15 protein-coding genes and 3 tRNA genes are annotated in these 18,408 nt (G+C 35.2%); 10 read left to right on the top strand and 8 right to left on the bottom strand.

Annotation, left to right across the window (positions count from 1 at the left end; translation table 11 throughout):
• Positions 1–32: 32 nt before the first annotated feature.
• Entirely contained in the window at positions 33–1,226 is a 1,194-nt protein-coding gene (locus tag C7D53_RS04035; protein WP_106915086.1) for an MFS transporter, read from the bottom strand.
• 305 nt (positions 1,227–1,531) lie between these two features.
• Between C7D53_RS04035 and C7D53_RS04030 the strand changes: the two genes are divergently transcribed.
• The 3 genes from C7D53_RS04030 to C7D53_RS04020 all read left to right on the top strand — a co-directional run bounded on the left by C7D53_RS04030 (position 1,532) and on the right by C7D53_RS04020 (position 5,336).
• Positions 1,532–2,410 carry an AraC family transcriptional regulator gene (locus tag C7D53_RS04030; protein ID WP_106915085.1) on the top strand — a complete coding sequence of 293 codons (879 nt, stop codon included), beginning with the start codon at positions 1,532–1,534 and terminating at the stop codon, positions 2,408–2,410.
• 89 nt (positions 2,411–2,499) lie between these two features.
• Entirely contained in the window at positions 2,500–4,428 is a 1,929-nt protein-coding gene (locus tag C7D53_RS04025) for an oleate hydratase (protein WP_106915084.1), read from the top strand.
• An 11-nt stretch (positions 4,429–4,439) separates the two neighbouring features.
• Entirely contained in the window at positions 4,440–5,336 is an 897-nt protein-coding gene (locus C7D53_RS04020) for a 3-hydroxyacyl-CoA dehydrogenase (RefSeq protein ID WP_106915565.1), read from the top strand.
• A 342-nt stretch (positions 5,337–5,678) separates the two neighbouring features.
• Here C7D53_RS04020 and C7D53_RS04015 read toward each other — a convergent pair whose 3' ends face one another.
• Entirely contained in the window at positions 5,679–7,349 is a 1,671-nt protein-coding gene (locus C7D53_RS04015; RefSeq protein ID WP_106915083.1) for a glutamine--tRNA ligase/YqeY domain fusion protein, read from the bottom strand.
• 155 nt (positions 7,350–7,504) lie between these two features.
• On the opposite strand from C7D53_RS04015, the gene C7D53_RS04010 reads away from it, so the two are divergent.
• Both C7D53_RS04010 and C7D53_RS20835 read left to right on the top strand, forming a co-directional pair.
• Positions 7,505–8,635 (top strand): alpha/beta hydrolase, encoded by a 1,131-nt coding sequence (locus C7D53_RS04010; protein ID WP_106915082.1) that lies wholly within the window; start codon positions 7,505–7,507, stop codon positions 8,633–8,635.
• Positions 8,636–9,120: 485 nt separating this feature from the next.
• The gene (locus C7D53_RS20835; RefSeq protein WP_162926074.1) at positions 9,121–9,288 is read left to right on the top strand and encodes a bacteriocin-like protein; all 168 of its coding nucleotides are present in this window, start codon (positions 9,121–9,123) and stop codon (positions 9,286–9,288) included.
• Positions 9,289–9,444: 156 nt separating this feature from the next.
• Here C7D53_RS20835 and C7D53_RS04005 read toward each other — a convergent pair whose 3' ends face one another.
• Complete coding sequence (locus C7D53_RS04005; protein ID WP_106915081.1) at positions 9,445–10,449, bottom strand: o-succinylbenzoate synthase; 1,005 nt, start codon at positions 10,447–10,449, stop codon at positions 9,445–9,447.
• Positions 10,450–11,466 carry a class 1 fructose-bisphosphatase gene (fbp, locus tag C7D53_RS04000; protein ID WP_106915080.1) on the bottom strand — a complete coding sequence of 339 codons (1,017 nt, stop codon included), beginning with the start codon at positions 11,464–11,466 and terminating at the stop codon, positions 10,450–10,452.
• A gap of 325 nt (positions 11,467–11,791) precedes the next feature.
• Here fbp and C7D53_RS03995 point away from each other — a divergent pair, with 325 nt between their 5' ends.
• From C7D53_RS03995 to C7D53_RS03980, 4 genes are all read left to right on the top strand, one after another.
• The gene (locus tag C7D53_RS03995) at positions 11,792–13,030 is read left to right on the top strand and encodes an aspartate kinase (RefSeq protein WP_106915079.1); all 1,239 of its coding nucleotides are present in this window, start codon (positions 11,792–11,794) and stop codon (positions 13,028–13,030) included.
• 22 nt (positions 13,031–13,052) lie between these two features.
• Positions 13,053–14,894, top strand: a complete 1,842-nt coding sequence (locus C7D53_RS03990; protein WP_106915078.1) for a lysophospholipid acyltransferase family protein — start codon at positions 13,053–13,055, stop codon at positions 14,892–14,894.
• A 109-nt stretch (positions 14,895–15,003) separates the two neighbouring features.
• A tRNA-Phe gene (locus C7D53_RS03985) sits at positions 15,004–15,076 on the top strand.
• A gap of 274 nt (positions 15,077–15,350) precedes the next feature.
• Positions 15,351–15,423: transfer RNA gene (locus tag C7D53_RS03980), tRNA-Phe, on the top strand.
• A gap of 109 nt (positions 15,424–15,532) precedes the next feature.
• Here C7D53_RS03980 and C7D53_RS03975 read toward each other — a convergent pair.
• Complete coding sequence (locus C7D53_RS03975; RefSeq protein ID WP_106915077.1) at positions 15,533–16,279, bottom strand: hypothetical protein; 747 nt, start codon at positions 16,277–16,279, stop codon at positions 15,533–15,535.
• Between the two features lie 368 nt (positions 16,280–16,647).
• On the opposite strand from C7D53_RS03975, the gene C7D53_RS03970 reads away from it, so the two are divergent.
• Positions 16,648–16,720 (top strand) — tRNA-Phe (locus C7D53_RS03970).
• A 68-nt stretch (positions 16,721–16,788) separates the two neighbouring features.
• Here the strand turns inward: C7D53_RS03970 and C7D53_RS03965 are convergent.
• From C7D53_RS03965 to C7D53_RS03955, 3 genes are read right to left on the bottom strand one after another with little or no spacing between them, the layout of a single operon-like run.
• Positions 16,789–17,130 (bottom strand): transposase, encoded by a 342-nt coding sequence (locus tag C7D53_RS03965; RefSeq protein ID WP_106915076.1) that lies wholly within the window; start codon positions 17,128–17,130, stop codon positions 16,789–16,791.
• Positions 17,087–17,377: a hypothetical protein gene (locus tag C7D53_RS03960; protein ID WP_162926073.1), complete on the bottom strand. Its 291-nt coding sequence runs from the start codon at positions 17,375–17,377 to the stop codon at positions 17,087–17,089. Before C7D53_RS03960 ends, C7D53_RS03965 begins: the two co-directional genes overlap by 44 nt.
• Positions 17,378–17,395: 18 nt before the next feature.
• A complete protein-coding gene (locus C7D53_RS03955) occupies positions 17,396–17,869 on the bottom strand; it encodes a transposase (protein ID WP_106915074.1) in 474 nt (157 codons plus the stop codon).
• Between the last annotated feature and the right edge of the window lie 539 nt (positions 17,870–18,408).

Below are 18,408 nucleotides of genomic sequence, written 5' to 3'. Positions count from 1 at the left end.
CAACTGGGGGTATTATATTGATCTGGAAGACCTTATTTTTCGTTTAAGCCAAGGTCCTCCTCTACTTTATTCTTCTCTTTTAACATCCAGGGGATCACAAAGTAAAAAGCAACTGCAATAGCTATTGCCAATACTCCTGTTCCAATCCAAAGTATATTGAAACCTAGTTTTTCGGCAATTAATGTTCCTATATAAGGAGTAATGATAAACGCAATGGAAAAAGAAATCCCGTTCAGTCCCATATAGGCTCCTTTATTGTTTTCACCTGAGCGAAGTGCTGTAATGGTTGCCATAAATGGAAGTGTCCAGATCTCTCCGATACAAAGAAGCGTCATAGCGAACAATAACATCACCATGCTGTAGTCAAAAGCCAGCAATGCATATGACAGACCACAAAGGAGAGTTCCTATTAACATGGTAAAGGCCAAGGTGAAATATTTCTCTGCAATCTGCACAAATCCCATTTCAAGGAGAACGATCAGAAAACCACTATATCCCAAAATATACCCGATATTCTGCTGGCTAAGGTGAGCTGTATCCTTATAAAAGATGGTCAAGGTACTAAACAGCTGGAAGAAACAGATAGAGAACAACATGCATAATACACAGAATATTAAAAATTTATTGTCGCGATAAGGAGAATCCTCCTTTTTTACAATAATTGTTTCTTTTACTTTCTTCGCCTGTTGTTTAGCCAGCTTTGCACGCCCCTTGAAGAACCATATATACATTAGTCCGGCCAAAAAAGCGGCCAGGGCATTACTATAAAACAGAAACTCATAAGAAATGGCAGACAAAATACCACCCAATGCAGGACCTATGGAAAACCCAAGGTTTATCGCCATTCTATTGAGTGAAAAAGCTCTGGTAATATTTTCAGGCTTGGCATATTTCGTAATGGCTACAGAGTTAGCCGGGCGGAAAGTTTCACTCACGATACTTTGAATCAAAATGATCGCGGCCAATCCTGCCTCTGTTTTAAAAAATGGAATCAAACAGAATAGCGGTACACTAAGCAATAAACTTAGGCTCTGTACCTTGTATTCACCGATTTTATCAGTCACCATTCCTCCAAACCATGAACCAATAACAGATCCTATCCCGAAAAAGCTCAAGACTATTCCAGAATTTTCAATGCTAAAATGTAAATGATTTGTCATATAAACTCCCAAAAAAGGAAGTACCATAGAACCCGCCCTGTTGATGAGCATTACCAACGCCAGCATCCAACTCTCCTGCGAGAGTCCCTTGAAAGAACTCGTATATAAGTTAATTAATCTCACAATAATATTTGGTGGGGAAATTTAAGAATGCAAAGTTAGGCAAAATAGCCCCCAAAACCCCTTATTTATGCCTATTTTTATAAATAACATTCATAAAAATATATTATTAGCTGTATCCTAAAAAAAGAGGATATTTTTGATATACAAACCTTAAATACTTTTATAAAATTCGTAAATTGCAGTAACAACAAGGTTTTCAGCCTAAAATATCAGAAAAAACATATAAAAAAATTAACCAATACGTAAGAATGGTAACCTACGAAAATTTACACGACACCTTATCTTTTTACAGTATTGATTGCCATCAATCCTACTATATTTCTTCGGGAAACCCCATTTTTGAATTTCCAGAAGCTCCTTTCCGAATGGATTATTATGCTTTGTGCATCTGTACAGCTGGAGAGATCAGCATTGAAATAGACCGCCATCAATATAAGGTAGAAGCCAATAGCTTCCTTATATCAGCACCGTCTACTATCATAAAATTTCTGAAAACCAGTAATAACTTTATGATGAAGCTGTTGTTTTTTGATAAAAATTTTCTGATCAAAAATATTTCCAATCCTTTCATCATTGAGAAAATGGATCTTTTTGCAAAGGGATCCTACAGCATTGTAAAAACTACTGAAAAGAATTCTGCTTTGCTTCAAAATCTTCTGGACTACCTTAAAAAGAAATCCAGAAAACAGGGAAAATTCACTGAGGAAATTGTTCGTACCATTATTTTCAACCTTCTACTGGAAGCCGCTGAGATGATTGAGAGAAAAAATCTTACAGGTTCTGAGAAAGAGGAAGGAAAAAAGGACCTTTATCTCAGGTTCAGTAAATTAATACGAGAAAATATCCGGCAACACAGAACTGTTCAGTTCTATGCCAATGCACTTTGTGTTTCCAATAAATACCTTATTGAAATTATAAAAAAGGCAAGTGGAAAAACCCCTCATGAGGTGATTGATGAAACGTTACTTAAGGAAGCCTATGTCATGCTTGGAAATCCTGAGGTAACGATATCCGAAATAGCCTTTGAACTTCAGTTTAATTCTGCATCTGCTTTCGGGCGTTTTTTCAAAAAGCACACTTCTCTTTCCCCCTCTGAATACAGGATTAAGGAAAATATTCAGTCTTAGGAATTTGGGGATACTAATTCTGACATTAGGGATATATGTCGCTTTCTGAATAGAGGTACCTTTATAATGTTAATTAAAAACAATACAAAATGAGTACGATCAATTCAAAATTCGACAACGTTTTAAATACTTCTGAACAGTTTGGAAAAGTAAACCACGAACCGGATTCAAGTAAAGAAGTCCAGATTAACACTCCTGAAAAAACAATGCCTTTTTCAGACCAAATCGGGAATTATCAACGAAACAAAGGAATTCCTTTACAATCTTACGAAAACAGCAAAATCTATATTGTAGGAAGCGGAATTGCAGGGATGTCTGCTGCTTACTACTTCATTCGTGATGGCCATGTTCCGGGTAAAAATATTATTTTCCTTGATCAGCTTAATGTAGAGGGAGGTTCTCTGGATGGTGCCGGAAATGCAAAGGATGGCTACATCATCCGTGGTGGACGAGAAATGGATATGACCTATGAAAACCTTTGGGATCTATTTCAGGACATTCCTGCATTGGAACTGCCTGCACCGTATAGCGTACTGGATGAGTACCGCCTTGTTAATGACAATGACCCCAACTATTCAAAAGCAAGATTAATTCACAATCAGGGACAGATTCAGGATTTCAGTAAATTCGGACTTGAGAAAAAAGACCAACTTGCCATTGTCAAACTTTTATTAAAGAAAAAAGAAGAGCTTGATGATCTGAGCATTGAGGACTACTTCGCAGAATCATTCCTCAACAGTAATTTCTGGTTTTTCTGGCGTTCAATGTTTGCGTTTGAAAACTGGCACAGCTTATTGGAACTGAAGCTGTATATGCACAGATTCCTGCATGCAATTGATGGAATGAAAGACTTCTCATGCCTTGTATTCCCTAAATATAACCAGTATGATACATTTGTAACTCCATTGAAAAACTTTTTGGTTGAAAAAGGGGTACAGATACAGTTTGATACCTTGGTAAAAGATCTTGATATCCATATCAACACCGAAGGAAAAACTGTTGAGGGAATTATTACAGAGCAAAACGGAGAAGAAGTAAGAATACCGATCGGTAAAGAGGATTATGTAATTGTAACCACAGGATCCATGACTGAAAGTACATTCTATGGAAACAATACTACTGTTCCTGAAGTTACAATAGATAACAGCAGTGCTGGACAAAGTGCCGGATGGATGTTGTGGAAAAACCTTGCTGCAAAATCTCAAGTATTTGGAAAACCAGAAAAATTCTGTAGCCATATAGAAAAATCTTCTTGGGAATCTGCAACATTAACTTGCCGACCATCTGCATTCACAGAGAAATTGAAAGAGCTTTGTGTGAATGATCCTTATTCCGGAAAAACAGCCACAGGAGGTATTATTACCATTACAGACTCTAACTGGGTAATGAGTTTCACCTGCAATAGACAACCACACTACCCTACTCAGCCTGATGATATCCTTGTAGTATGGGTATACGCTCTCTTAATGGATAAAGAAGGGAATTACATCAAAAAAACAATGCCGGAATGTACCGGAAATGAAATTCTTGCAGAATTATGTCATCATTTGGGACTTATCGATAAGCTTGATAATGTGGTAGAAAACACCATTGTTCGTACTGCATTTATGCCTTATATCACGTCTATGTTTATGCCAAGAGCTAAGGGAGACCGTCCAAGAGTGGTTCCTGAAGGCTGTACCAATTTAGGACTGGTAGGACAGTTTGTAGAAACCAATAATGATGTTGTTTTTACTATGGAAAGTTCTGTAAGAACAGCAAGAATAGCGGTATACAATCTCCTTAACCTTAATAAACAAGTTCCGGATATTAATCCTTTACAGTATGACATCCGACATTTATTGAAAGCAACTCAGGCATTGAATGATTATAAACCATTCCTTGGAGAGGGGATTTTAAGAAAAGTACTGAAAGGAACCTATTTTGAGCATGTACTGGTTAATCGTCCTGAGGAAAAAGAAGAACATGAATCTTTCCTGACCAGATTTCAGGAATGGATAAAAGGAGTAAAAGACTAAAAATAAATCTCATGGATTTTAAAAATATAACGATAGCAGGAAGTGGTGTATTAGGATATCAGATCGCCTTTCAAACTGCCTATCACGCTTTCAACGTAACTGTGTATGATATCAATGATGAAGTATTGGAAAAAGCCAAAGGTAAATTCACTGCTTTAAGTGAAGCTTACCAGCAAGATTTGGGGTCAACAAAGGAACAACTTGATGCTACATTTAAAAATATAAGCTATTCATCAGACCTCGCGAAAGCAGTGAAAGATGCCGATCTTCTGATAGAAGCAGTTCCTGAAGATCCGACCATCAAAACGGAATTCTACCATAAGCTGGCACAGGTAGCACCTGAAAAAACAGTATTTGCAACAAATTCCTCGACCCTTCTTCCTAGCCAGTTTGCAGAAGATACAGGAAGACCTGAGAAATTTGTAGCGCTCCATTTCGCTAATGAAATATGGAAGCACAATACTGGGGAGATAATGCGTCATCCTGGGACTTCTCAGGAAGTATTTGACTCAGTAATCAAATTTGCGAAAGCTATTGGAATGGTAGCATTGCCCATTAACAAAGAACAACCGGGATACATTGTCAATTCATTATTGGTTCCTTTGCTTGGTGCTGCTGTTAACCTTTGGATTGATGAAGTGTCGGATATTGAAACAATTGACAAAACATGGATGGTAGCTACCGGAGCACCTGCAGGACCTTTTGGTATTCTGGATGTGGTAGGAATTACAACAGCTTATAATATCAATAAGATGGAGGCAGAAGAAACTCAGGATCCCTTGAAGATCAAAGCTGTAGAAAAATTAAAAGAAGATTATATTGATAAAGGAAAACTGGGAGTATTGACAGGTGAAGGATTTTACAAATATCCTAATCCCGCTTACCGCGACAAAGATTTTTTGAAATAGAATCTTATACTTCAGATTTTAAACTATTAAATAAAATCAGGACTTCATTTGGAGTCCTGATTTAGTTTATAAAATTGTATGTTGGAAAACGCAAAGACGCAAAATTATTTTTTTAACCATTTTAAGGCGAAGATTTCATCTCCGATAAAATTGCATACGGCTTATTACTAGTGATCAAAATGATGATTGATTAAGCATTACACGTGCCGGAAATCTTCGATTTCCTTGCGACTTAAAAATATTCACAAAGCATTAATTTCTTAGCGACTTTGCGTTTTCCAATAAAAAAGCAGAACTCCAAATGAAGTCCTGCTTTTATTTATTATATATTCTCTTAAATTATTATGGTTTAAAAGAATCTTTTAACGTTACTGTGCGGTTAAATACCAGTTTATCCTCTGTAGAGTCCTGATCTTTTGTAAAGTACCCTATTCTCTGGAACTGAAGAGGTTCTCCCACAGCTACATCTTTTAGACTTGGTTCTGCAAAACCTTGAATAGTAGCTACAGACTCCGGATTGATGAAGTTTAAGAAGTCTACATCTTTTTCAGCATCAGGCTGTTCTACTGTAAACAATTGGTTGTAAATTCTTACTTCAACCGGGATTGCATGCTTGGCAGATACCCAATGTAAAGTTCCTTTTACTTTTCTTAAGCTTTCTTCCGTTCCGCTTCCAGATTTACTCTTTTCATCATAAGAAGCATAGATCGTCGTAATCTCTCCATTCTCATCTTTCTCAACTCTTTCAGCTTTGATGATGTATCCTGACTTCAGACGAACTTCTCCGCCTAATTTCAGTCTGAAGAACTTATTGTTAGCTTCCTCCTTGAAGTCTTCACGCTCAATATATAATTCTCTTGAGAAAGGAACTTCTCTTGTTCCTGCATTTTCCTGCTCAGGATTGTTTTCAGTTTCTAGCCATTCTTCCTTGTCTGCAGGGTAGTTTTCGATGACCAGTTTTACAGGATCTATCACTGCCATTACACGCTTAGCTACCTTATTAAGATCCTCACGTACACAGAAGTCAAGCAACTGAATTTCGATCAGGTTTTCTCTTTTCGCAACTCCTACCTTGTCAATAAAGTTTCTGATAGACGTTGGAGTAAAACCTTTTCTTCTCATCCCTGAAATAGTAGGCATTCTAGGATCATCCCATCCTGTTACTACCCCTTCAGCTACTAGTCTTTGTAGTTTTCTTTTGGAAGTAATCATATAGGAAACATTCATCCTTGCAAATTCTCTTTGCTTGTTTTTAACCTTTCCTTCTTCGTAAACCTGATCCAAATACCAGTTATACAAAGGTCTGTGGTTTTCAAATTCCAAAGAACAAAGCGAGTGTGAAATTTGTTCAATATAATCAGATTCACCATGAGCCCAGTCGTACATTGGATATATTTTCCAAGCAGTACCTGTTCTGTGGTGAGGTTTATTCAAAATTCTGTACATAACAGGGTCACGCATATTCATGTTTGGCGAAACCATGTCGATTTTGGCACGAAGAGACATTGAACCACTTTCGAATTCTCCGTTTTTCATCCTTTCAAATAAGTCTAACGACTCTTCAACAGGACGGTTTCTGTATGGAGATTCAATTCCTGGTTCTGCAGGATTCTTTCTTTGTTCAGTAATTACTTCAGACGGCTGCTCATCAACGTAAGCTTTTTCTTCTTTAATTAACTGAACTGCCCAATCGTAAAGCTGCTGGAAGTAATCGGATGCGTACAAAACTTTATCCCATTTGAAACCTAGCCATTCAACGTCTTTCATGATAGAATCTACGAATTCCTGTTCTTCTTTTTCAGGGTTCGTATCGTCAAAACGAAGGTTTACGGGAGCGTTGTATTTTTCACCCAGACCGAAGTTGATGCAGATGGCTTTTGTATGCCCTACATGCAGGTAACCGTTCGGCTCAGGTGGAAAACGGAAACGGATCTGATCTTTATTCAAACCGTTTGCCAGATCATCTTCAATAATTTGCTCAATAAAATTGAGTGATTTTTTTTCTTCTTCCATTAAGATTAGCTTTTATTTTTTAGCAAAAAAAGTTGTACAAAGTTACGGAAAAATAAGCTTTTGTGAAAGTGATAATTTAAATAGCTTCTTCATTGTAATTCAATATTTTTTCTTAATTTAGAAAAAGCTAAAACCGTTTAAACCAATTAATAATCATGGCCGTTTATATATTAAGCAACCGGAAGATTATTCGGCATCAGGGAGAAAGAGTAGATTCTTTTTCCAATGATGAATATTCAATCCCAAATTTCAGGATTGCCAAATGTAATTTTGACAATCACAAGGAGCCTACTGCCCAAGCCAAAAAAAAGAAAAGCTACACGAATCGGAATATTTTAGATTATCAACTCTTCTCAGAACCTGAAAAACAAGGCTATGGAGAAGTATTAGATGTTCTGTTGAGTGAAAAGGGAGTTAAAAAATCTACCCTCACAGCTGATAATCTTGGCGGAACCCAAAGGATGTTCTACGAATTGTACAAAAACATGTCTGCCACCAAGGACAGAAGTGATGTGCTGATATTTATCCACGGCTATGCTTATGATTTTGATGATGAGTTAAAGGCTATTCTTGACCTCAAGAAATTATTCATTGATAATCCTGCTTCTCCTGTAGAACACATTTTATTTGTAAGCTGGCCTGCATCAAGCAGTATTGTTCCGCTCACTTATTTTGATGATAAAGCGTCAAGTATTAATTCCGGAACTTCACTCCTGAGGCTTTTCTACTTTTACACTCAATTTCTAAAAGATATTTTCTCCAACAGGGATCTTGTTCCTTGCAATCAGAGAATCCACATCATGACCCACTCCATGGGAAACAGAGTTCTTCAAAGTATGCTTTATAGCCTTAAAAGGGAAAATATTCTTAGAGTTATTGATCAGGTACTACTCTTAAATGCTGATGTGAGTTATAAAGTATTTGAAGATTCCGAAGATTCCTTCAATAAACTTCCTTTGCTTGCCAACCGAATTTCTATTTATCTGAACAGACAGGATGTTATTCTTGGGATTTCACAGTTTACCAAAAACATTCTCACCCCGCGTCTGGGCAAAAACGGACCGAGTGACATTGCTCATTACAAGGATATTGTTTCTATCATCGACTGTACTTTTGTGAAGGATGACCTGCAAAACAGCTTTAAGTTTGAAGTAGGAAACCATTGGGGCTACCTTTCCAGCTCACAGGTTCAGAACGATATTTTCCAAAACTTATATGGAGTAGATAGGAATCTTATTACCAATAGAACTAAGGATAACGAAAATATTTTCACAATTATTTCTTAACGGTTAATTAAAAAAATCCTATAAAATTAACTCAATGTTAAAGTTACTAATAACCATAAAGATGGCATAGAGATTGCCAATTCATAACATAGAGAATTACAATTTTTTTATTATGAAAAAAATTAAAAAAAAGGTTTCCTATATCCTAACATATATTAAGAAAGCCATTTTCGTAAAAGATGTGATTTAAAGTGAATATTAAATTAATAAACCCCTATACTATCCGACTGAAAAATTACTTTATTCTTTAAATACCTCCGAACAACTCTATAATTCCTACAGATACTTTGCAGGGACTTATTTTCATGATATTATTATTTATAAATGATTGGCGATAACCAATAATACATTCTGTCTTTTACATTTTATGTATTGATGTAAAAATCCTATTATTTTGTTAAAAATCAATAAAATAATTCACCATACATTGGATAATTTAAAATGATTTTGGATATTTACTTACCAATCAAATTAAAATATTTACAATGAAAAATCTAAGAAAATTAAACAAAGGAGAATTGAAAGTAATCAATGGAGGAAGACCCCCTCTGGGATGCAATAACTGGAATCCAATGGATAGTTGCTGTAGAGCATGGGCACCTGGCTATTGTGGAAACACAACCTGTCCAGATTCACCACCTCCATTTTGCTAGTTAATTTTGCCATTATATTTTGAACCTTTCTTAGAAGATCATTTCTGAAATTTCGGACGGATTCAAAATTATTGACAGAAAAAAAACTCCAATGCCTGATTTTGGTATTGGAGTTTTTCTATTATTTGGATAGCCAATTTGGCTTTAATTCATCTCTTATATCTTGAACCACAACAACTCATTTCTAAGATCCAAGCTGGATTCAAAATTATTCACAAACAAAGCTCCTGTACCTAACCCTTGCGGCATTGGGCTGTTTTTTGTAAAGGTATACTGAGCAATAGCGTTCAGACCAATATTGCTTTCCAAAGCCGAAGTGATCCACCAGCCAATATTCTGTTGTTCCGCCAACGAAATCCATTCATCCGTGCCTGAAAAACCACCTACTAAGGCTGGTTTCAGAATAATATACTGTGGCTTTATGGCTTCTAAAAGCTTCTTCTTCTCTTTTAGCTCAGTAACTCCTATTAATTCTTCATCCAAAGCAATTGGAGTTGGTGTTTGTGCGCACAATTCCGCCATATCTATCCAATTTCCTGCCTTGATTGGTTGCTCTATAGAATGAATATGCAAATCTGCCAGTTGCTGCAAAACAATGACAGCTTCTTCTTTAGTAAAGCCACCATTGGCATCAACACGAAGTTCCAACTGATCTTTGGAGAATTTTTCTCTTAATTTCTGTAGGATAACATGCTCTGATTTCCAGTCAACCCCGATTTTTAATTTAATGCAATGAAATCCTTTTTCCAGCTTATCCTGAATTTGCTCTTCCATATACCCTACATCACCCATCCAGATGAGTCCGTTGATGGTAATTGCAGATCTTCCTTCCGTAAATTCACTTGGAAAATAAAGATTTTCTCCATGTTTCAGATTCCGGACTGCCTGCTCATATCCAAACCATATTGAAGGGAATTCTTTCAGTTCTTCTTTTAAAAAATTCGGATCACTGTCAATATTTTCACACAGCCATTTTAGTTTCTCTTCATAATCAGGTCTATCATCATAACTCAGGCCTCTGAAGATTGCACACTCTCCTACTCCTTTTTTTTCATTGTCTGAAATTTCAAGGATAAAAGTTTCCTTATCAAGCAAAACGCCGCGAGATGTTCCACTCGGGCGTTTGAATTCTAATAAATATCTATGATATGATGCTACCATTTATTTTACACTGTCGATACGCATAAATTCCTCGGCTTTCTCTACCATGTCAATGCTCCCACAGAAAAACGGAATTCTCTGGTGAAGCTCTGTAGGCTCTATTTCCAGGATTCTTCTGAATCCGTCTGTAGCCTTTCCGCCGGCTTGTTCTGCAAGAAATGCCATTGGATTACATTCATACAATAATCTTAATTTACCATTTGGAGCCTGAGAATAAGATGGGTAAATATAAATCCCACCTTTAAGCATATTTCTATGGAAATCTGCTACCAAAGAACCAATATATCTGGAAGTATAAGGACGATCACCTTCTTCCATCTGGCAATATTTAAGATAATTTTTCACTCCTTGAGGGAATTTAATATAGTTTCCTTCGTTGATGGAATAGATCTTACCTGTTTTTGGGAAAGTCATATTAGGATGAGAAAGATAATAGGTTCCTAAAGAAGGATCCAATGTAAATCCGTTCACTCCATTTCCTGTTGTATAAACAATCATTGTTGAAGAACCATAGATTACATATCCTGCTGCAATCTGATTAACTCCTTTCTGCAAAAAGTCTTCCAGCTGTACAGGAGTCCCGGGTTCAGAAACTCTTCTGTAGATAGAGAAAATAGTTCCTACGGAAACATTTACATCAATGTTTGAAGATCCGTCCAAAGGATCTATTAGTACAACATATTTACTTAAATGACCGTTTTCTCCACATTTAATGTCAATAAAATCATCATTTTCTTCAGAAGCAATACCACAAACAACCTCTCTTTGAGACAAAGCCGTAATAAAAATTTCATTAGCGATTACATCAAGTTTCTGCTGTTCCTCACCCTGAATATTTTGGTTGCCGGCAGCCCCTGTTATATCTACGATTCCGGCTTTGTTTACTTCTCTGTTTACCACTTTCGAAGCCAATCTTATTGCGCTCAGAAGACGAGAAAATTCACCTGTAGAATATTGAAAATCGTCCTGTTTATCTATAAGAAATTCTCCTAAAGTCTGTAATGGTTGATTTGACATATTTTTCTTTTTACGTTTTCCCCAAATTTCGGAAAATTTATCGCATTAGGAAAATTTAATTACAAAAGAGATTACACGCTGTATTTCAAGTCAATACAAACAATATTCAACATAATATTAATGAGTTATTAAAAAATAGGTCTCCGAATTTGTTACGCCAGACTCATGAAAAATTCATATTATTTCTTTAATTATTGATTTTTAAGGAAATCTTAATTCTATCAACCCCTCTGGCTATTTCATATCTCGTTGTAAATTTATAATTTTGACGTCCGTAAAAAACTCATGTAATTTTTAATCTAACAATTTTATTTTTAACAATTTAATGAAAATTTTCAAGTTTGGTGGAGCATCTGTGAAAGATGCCGAGAGTGTAAAAAATGTGTCCATGGTTCTAAAAAGCCAAGGATTTGCCAAATGCTTGCTGGTAATTTCAGCAATGGGCAAGACGACAAACGAGTTGGAAAAAGTTGTAGAACTTTATTTCAAGAAAGATAATTATCAAACTGAGATTGAAAAGATAAAACGAAAACACATCGAGATTGCGGACGGTTTGTTTCCTGAAAATCATGCGGTTTTTGCTGAAATCAATATCTTTTTTGATGACATCGATTCTTTCTTAAGAAGAAATAAGTCTCCTAATTACAACTTTGTCTATGACCAGGTGGTAAGCTGTGGGGAAATGATTTCTACAAAAATCCTAAGTGAATACCTTAATGAAATTCAGTTTACCAACCAGTGGCTGGATGCGAGAGATTATGTAAAAACAGACAATTCTTACAGAGAGGGGGTTGTAGACTGGACAAAAACAGAGGCTTTTATTTCCAATCTGAATTCTGAAATCTGCTATGTAACCCAAGGTTTCATAGGTTCTGACGATAACAACTTTACTGTAACGTTAGGAAGAGAGGGTTCTGACTACTCTGCTGCTATTTTTGCTTATTGCTTAGATGCAGAGGCCATGACTATCTGGAAAGATGTACCAGGGGTAATGACGGGAGATCCAAGAAAGTTCAAGGATGTATCTCTTCTTTCTAATATTTCTTATGAAGAAGCTATTGAAATGGCTTATTATGGAGCAAGTGTTATTCACCCAAAAACATTGCAACCTTTACAACAAAAAAATATTCCTTTTTATGTAAAATCCTTTGTAGATCCTACTAAATCAGGAACTAAGGTAGGAGTTTCAGATAAAAACCAACAGGAAGAATCTTATATTTTAAAAGAAAATCAGGAACTTTTGAAGATTTCTACCAGAGACTTCTCTTTCATTGCGGAAGACCATATGAGCCTAATTTTCGGGTATTTATCTAAATATAAAATCAAAGTTTCCTTAATGCAGAATTCTGCAATCTCCCTGGCACTGTGCCTTGAAGATAAATTTAATCACTTAGAAGAGCTTAACGAAGAGCTTCAAAAAATTTTTAAAACTGAAGCAATTAAAAATGTATCTTTATTCACAGTAAGAAATGCGAAGATGGATCACATTGATAGATTTTACCATGAAAAAAATGTATTATTGGAACAGATTTCCAAGAATACTCTTCAAATGGTAACACAATAATATTAATTGCGACTAAACACACATGAGTTTAATTTCGAAAAACGATCTGATCAAAGCTTCCGGCTTAAGTAAAATCGGGTTCCTCAAGAATCCGGTAGCATCTGCTGTTATGAGCATTGCTAAAATAAATGAAGTAAATAGACTATACGATAAACTAAAAGACAAGGAAGGCAAAGACTTTTTCGACTCATTTGTAAGAGAAAGAAACCTAAGCTATGTAGCTTTTGAAGAGGATCTTGCAAAAATCCCTAAAACGGGGCCATTTATTTTGGTTTCCAATCACCCGCTGGGTGCTATTGACGGGATTTTGATGTGCAAGATCTTATCAGAGGTTCGTCCGGACTTCAAGGTAATGGGAAATTTCCTTTTGGAAAAGATCAAGCCTATGGAGCCTTACGTAATCGCTGTAAATCCTTTTGAAAACAGAAAAGAAGCTTACAGCAGCTCTTCAGGAATGCGTGAAACACTCAAGCATATACAAAATGGAGGCTGCGTAGGTATTTTTCCTGCGGGAGAAGTTTCTAACAAGAACAATCCTTACGGAGAAATTTTAGATAAGGAATGGGAAAAAACGGCACTTAAGCTTATCAGAATGGCTAAAGTGCCGGTGGTTCCTATGTATTTCCATGCCAAGAACAGCCGTCTTTTTTATCAGGTGGCTAAGCTTCATCCTAATTTACAGACGATCATGCTTCCGTCTGAAATGATGAATGACAGAGAAAAGCCAATCAGAATAAGAATTGGGCGCCCCATTACTGTAAAGGCAATGGATGATATGGAAACCATTGAAGAGCTTGGAGAGTTTCTGAAACGTAAGGTTTATATGATGAAATCTTACTATGAAAAAAGAAAATCACTGGCTCAAAGCATCAATCTTCAGAATTTATCTGTGAAATTCCCTCTATTAAAGGAGGAAAACATTGTTCAGAACATTATTGATGAAACTCCCTTGGAAGATATCGTAAAAGATGTTGACAAGCTGAGAGGGACGGATAAAATGTTGTTCAGCAACGGAAACTACGAGATCTACTTTACGACGTATGAAGAAATCCCTTCCATTATGAGGGAAATCGGACGTCAAAGAGAACTTACCTTCCGTGCGGTAGGTGAAGGAAGTAATCTTCCGTTTGACCTTGATGAGTATGATAAGCATTACCATCACCTTTTCCTTTGGGATAATGGTGAGAAAAAACTTGCGGGGGCCTACAGAATGGCTCTTGGTAGAGAAGTGATGAAAAAATACGGCATCAAAGGCTTCTATACAAGTTCTTTATTTGAGTTTGAGCAGGACATTCACCCTTTCTTTAAAAAGGTGATTGAAATGGGCCGAGCTTATATCTGCCAGGAATATCAGCAGAAACCTCTTCCTCTTTTCCTTTTGTGGCGAGGAATTGTACATGTATGCCTGAGAAATCCTGACCATAAATTCCTGATGGGGGGTGTAAGTATATCCAATAAGTTCTCAGAGTTTTCAAAGTCTCTGATGATTGAATTTATGCGTTCTAATTATTTTGACTCTGCGGTGGCTCAATATATTACTCCGAGAAATGAATATAAGGTAAAGCTTCGTGACAGGGATAAAAATATTTTCTTTGAGGAAATGGAGTCTGACCTTAATAAATTGGACAAAATTATTGATGATCTAGAACCTGAATTGAGACTACCTGTTTTAATTAAAAAATACATTAAGCAAAACGCAAAAGTGATTGCTTTCAACGTTGACCCTAACTTCAATGATGCCATTGATGGATTGATGTATATAAGAATCAGTGATCTTCCGGAAAACACGATAAAACCGGTATTGGAAGAGATGAGTGAACAAATCCGAAAGGAACAGGAAAATAATCCGGCTGATAATCAATAAGTTTTTTAATTTAAGTGAAAAAAGTGCGATGAATACTTGCTTTGTATACTAAAACGTGCTACTTTTGCATCACTTTAAAACAACGAAGTAAGTCAAACAAAAATATAATGGTTTCTTAGCTCAGTTGGTAGAGCAATGGATTGAAAATCCATGTGTCCCTGGTTCGATTCCTGGAGAAACCACTTTAAAACCTCTGATTAGTCAGAGGTTTTTTTGTTTTTTAGAAAATAGCCTATAATTAGTAGATATTTTGATCATCAAAAAGAGAAATTAAAATTAGGGTTAAACAGGTTAAGAGTTTTATTTGTGAAATTTTACAGCCTGTTATTCTTACTCTTAGCTATAAAATAAGACCATCGGCAATAAAAAAGTAGAAAAACTTGGGTATAATTTAAAAAAATGTATTAGTTTTGCATCACTTTAAAAACAACGAAGTAAGTCAAACAAAAATATAATGGTTTCTTAGCTCAGTTGGTAGAGCAATGGATTGAAAATCCATGTGTCCCTGGTTCGATTCCTGGAGAAACCACTTTAAAACCTCTGATTAGTCAGAGGTTTTTGCTTTTATATACTCTATGACCAGATATGACACTTTTTCGTTTTAATACGAAGGAGTACGGATACAACTTTAATGTATTTTACTTGTTACTATCCAGCAGGATCAAATCCTTAGAAAGGTTTGTATTTTCAGGTGAGATGCTTTCCGCGAGCTCTTCCCTGTCTTCGAATAGGTATTCTTTCCCTTTATGATCTGTAAGGCTGACCTGCATGGTATTTCTTTTTTGAACGGCCTTAAATGTATGAACATTGGTCCAAAGCTCAGCAGGCGTACTCCTATTGAGTATAATCTCTTTTACATACTGAAGTTTACTATTATTGAATTTATACAAAAAATAAGCTGCATATTCTTCAGTAAAGCCTGGGAACAATAAAATTCCCGAAGAATCAGATGCATTATACAACAAATGAGATTCTTTTTCGGCTATTTCATAGGAACTATCATAATAAAAGTTGGTATGTAAAAACTGCCAGTCCTGGATGACTCTCCCATTCCTCTTATATTGAATATAGGCTCGGTCTTCAATATATCTGATCTTAAAAATTTGATTGATAAAGCTCAGGTCAAAGCTTTGCATGGCTCCATCGGTATAATTGCTCACCTTTTTAAGGCTTTTAATCTCTTCATATACTATTTGATGGTTTTCTACATTTTGATCGTTTTTTGCAGCTCTAAGACCTCTCTTTATAACCTGACTATCATTTTTAGGAGCAATAGCTTTCTTTGCTTCATTTTTACATGAATATAGGATGCTTACCAGAGCAGCTGTAAAAAGCAGTTTTGACGGGGTCTTATTCATCATATTTCTTTGTATTATGTTATTCATCCGGGAGCTTTCTATTTATAGCCTTTAACTCTACGAATACGGTTAAATATAAAGGTAATTGACTTATTAAATGATGAATGAGAGGTAAATATGAAAAACTGTAGTACTTCTACGATTAAGAAAAAAGGATTACCCCTCAAAAGCTCATGCCAGAAACCCCGCGAATTAACCAAAAGCTGTTTTCAAAGAAGAAAAAAATATAAAAAATCAACAAAAGCAAATCACTGATGAACAGACCATTGGCAATGAAAACAAACCCACACAACATATTCTCGTAAAAAAGCCGAATAAAAACTTGCATGATATTATAAAATGTTATACTTTTGCATCACTTTAAAACAACGAAGTAAGTCAAACAAAAATATAATGGTTTCTTAGCTCAGTTGGTAGAGCAATGGATTGAAAATCCATGTGTCCCTGGTTCGATTCCTGGAGAAACCACTTTAAAACCTCTGATTAGTCAGAGGTTTTTTTGCTTTTATATAATTACATTATAGATGGACAGAAAATCAGATTACTTTATGGGATCTCGTTTTTTTCCAGTTTGCCAATGTATTTCTGCTTATTTTAAAATAATTAGCTGTTTGTGTATTATTGAGCTTATTTTTTATCTGATATTCCAGAATATACTGGGTTGTTTCCTGATCATAGGATCTGAATCTATGATTGCTTTCTGAAGTTCCGGACAATGTTTCGCTGCCAAATATAACTGTATTTATTTTAATAATTTCTCTGGTGGTAAGTTTCTTCTTTTCAAGTAAGTGAAGACATTTTTGTTTCTTTTCAGGATATTTTTTTTCGATGATATCATGATAGATTCTTGTATAGTTTGGTGATTGATAATTTTCCATATTCTGTTTTAATGTATTTTTCTTCTACTTTATCTTTTTCAAAAATCAAGCTTATGGTTCTTCTTTTACCATACCATACTTCATTCAAGATAAAGCAGAGTTGTCCATTTTTATATTCGTATTGATACTGACCTAACAACTTTCTTACTTCTTGCTTTGTCTTTCCATAAAATTTTATTTTCTCAACGTCAATTTTTTTAAAAGTTCTTTTTTTGTTTTTTAAGTGAAGCATTATCCTCCAATCCATCTTATTTCCGTTTAAATATTAATGTCCGTTGTGATTATATTTACTTAACCATTTATATAATGTAGTCTTCGGAATTCTATATTCTTCAATAACCTGATCTTTTTTCATGGCCCCAGTGTTCAGCTGTTCCATCACAAACGAGATGAGTTCTTTTGTGTAAATATTTTTTCTGAATACGGGTAAAGCAGTTGGTTTAGACCTAATTTTTTTATCTTCACCATCAGGTGGTGCATACAATACGAGATGCTGTGTATACATTCTGAAAAAGTCGTAGCCTAAAAGCTTACTCCATTTGAGAAGCAAATCGGTACGTATATCTTCTTCCTGATACATTTTTATAACATCACCTTCAAAGCATTTGAAAAAGTTACAGATACGATCTATTTCAATATTGCATTCTTTTACCCGTTCTAAAATTAAATTTCCAATGTGTATACTTTTGAAATCGGTTTGCACTGCTTGATTATTTTCTACTTTATTAATACCGTCCATTTAATCTTCTTAAAAAATTCTTTGGAGGCAGATAAATCAGGAACCCTCCAAAGAAATCAAAATAAATAAACTCTATGAAATCATCATTGTATTTCTGGTACAAAGCTATGGTGAAAACTGATCTTTCACAAGAAAAAGACTGTTACTATTCGTGAATAATAACATACAAAAACAATATTCAATATATTAAAAATCAATTGTTTAATATTTTATGAAAAATAATAACTCTCATTTATAAAATAAGAATTAAATTAAATCTCAGAACCAAAAAAATAAGCCTTTATTTTCATTGTCATTTCCTTAAAATTGTTCTGGAGATCAAAAAGTATTTCAAATAAAAAGCTGCTATTATCCGAGAATAATAACAGCTAAAAACACAAATAAAAAAAGATAAAAATCTCTCAATTTTCCTTATTTACAACATAGCTTGGCCTTAGGAAAAAACAGATAAGACGGGAAGTAATCATTCTATACCACCAATTTTTCTTTCCGCCCATAGGCTTTCAACCTTTTTAAATCTCTTTTAAAGTGATCAAAAA

The organism is Chryseobacterium aurantiacum, from assembly GCF_003020585.1.
GTDB classification, from domain to species: domain Bacteria; phylum Bacteroidota; class Bacteroidia; order Flavobacteriales; family Weeksellaceae; genus Chryseobacterium; species Chryseobacterium aurantiacum.
Note: the sequence above shows the minus strand (reverse complement) of the source record. Positions and strands in the feature narration are given on the sequence as shown.

Excerpts from the sequence above, each read along its gene's own strand:
- C7D53_RS04035 (WP_106915086.1), bottom strand. The coding sequence starts at position 1,226 with ATGCTGGCGTTGGTAATGCTCATCAACAGGGCGGGTTCTATGGTACTT.
- C7D53_RS04030 (WP_106915085.1), top strand. The coding sequence starts at position 1,532 with ATGGTAACCTACGAAAATTTACACGACACCTTATCTTTTTACAGTATT.
- C7D53_RS04025 (WP_106915084.1), top strand. The coding sequence starts at position 2,500 with ATGAGTACGATCAATTCAAAATTCGACAACGTTTTAAATACTTCTGAA.
- C7D53_RS04020 (WP_106915565.1), top strand. The coding sequence starts at position 4,440 with ATGGATTTTAAAAATATAACGATAGCAGGAAGTGGTGTATTAGGATAT.
- C7D53_RS04015 (WP_106915083.1), bottom strand. The coding sequence starts at position 7,349 with ATGGAAGAAGAAAAAAAATCACTCAATTTTATTGAGCAAATTATTGAA.
- C7D53_RS04010 (WP_106915082.1), top strand. The coding sequence starts at position 7,505 with ATGGCCGTTTATATATTAAGCAACCGGAAGATTATTCGGCATCAGGGA.
- C7D53_RS20835 (WP_162926074.1), top strand. The coding sequence starts at position 9,121 with ATGAAAAATCTAAGAAAATTAAACAAAGGAGAATTGAAAGTAATCAAT.
- C7D53_RS04005 (WP_106915081.1), bottom strand. The coding sequence starts at position 10,449 with ATGGTAGCATCATATCATAGATATTTATTAGAATTCAAACGCCCGAGT.
- fbp (WP_106915080.1), bottom strand. The coding sequence starts at position 11,466 with ATGTCAAATCAACCATTACAGACTTTAGGAGAATTTCTTATAGATAAA.
- C7D53_RS03995 (WP_106915079.1), top strand. The coding sequence starts at position 11,792 with ATGAAAATTTTCAAGTTTGGTGGAGCATCTGTGAAAGATGCCGAGAGT.
- C7D53_RS03990 (WP_106915078.1), top strand. The coding sequence starts at position 13,053 with ATGAGTTTAATTTCGAAAAACGATCTGATCAAAGCTTCCGGCTTAAGT.
- C7D53_RS03975 (WP_106915077.1), bottom strand. The coding sequence starts at position 16,279 with ATGAATAACATAATACAAAGAAATATGATGAATAAGACCCCGTCAAAA.
- C7D53_RS03965 (WP_106915076.1), bottom strand. The coding sequence starts at position 17,130 with ATGGAAAATTATCAATCACCAAACTATACAAGAATCTATCATGATATC.
- C7D53_RS03960 (WP_162926073.1), bottom strand. The coding sequence starts at position 17,377 with ATGGATTGGAGGATAATGCTTCACTTAAAAAACAAAAAAAGAACTTTT.
- C7D53_RS03955 (WP_106915074.1), bottom strand. The coding sequence starts at position 17,869 with ATGGACGGTATTAATAAAGTAGAAAATAATCAAGCAGTGCAAACCGAT.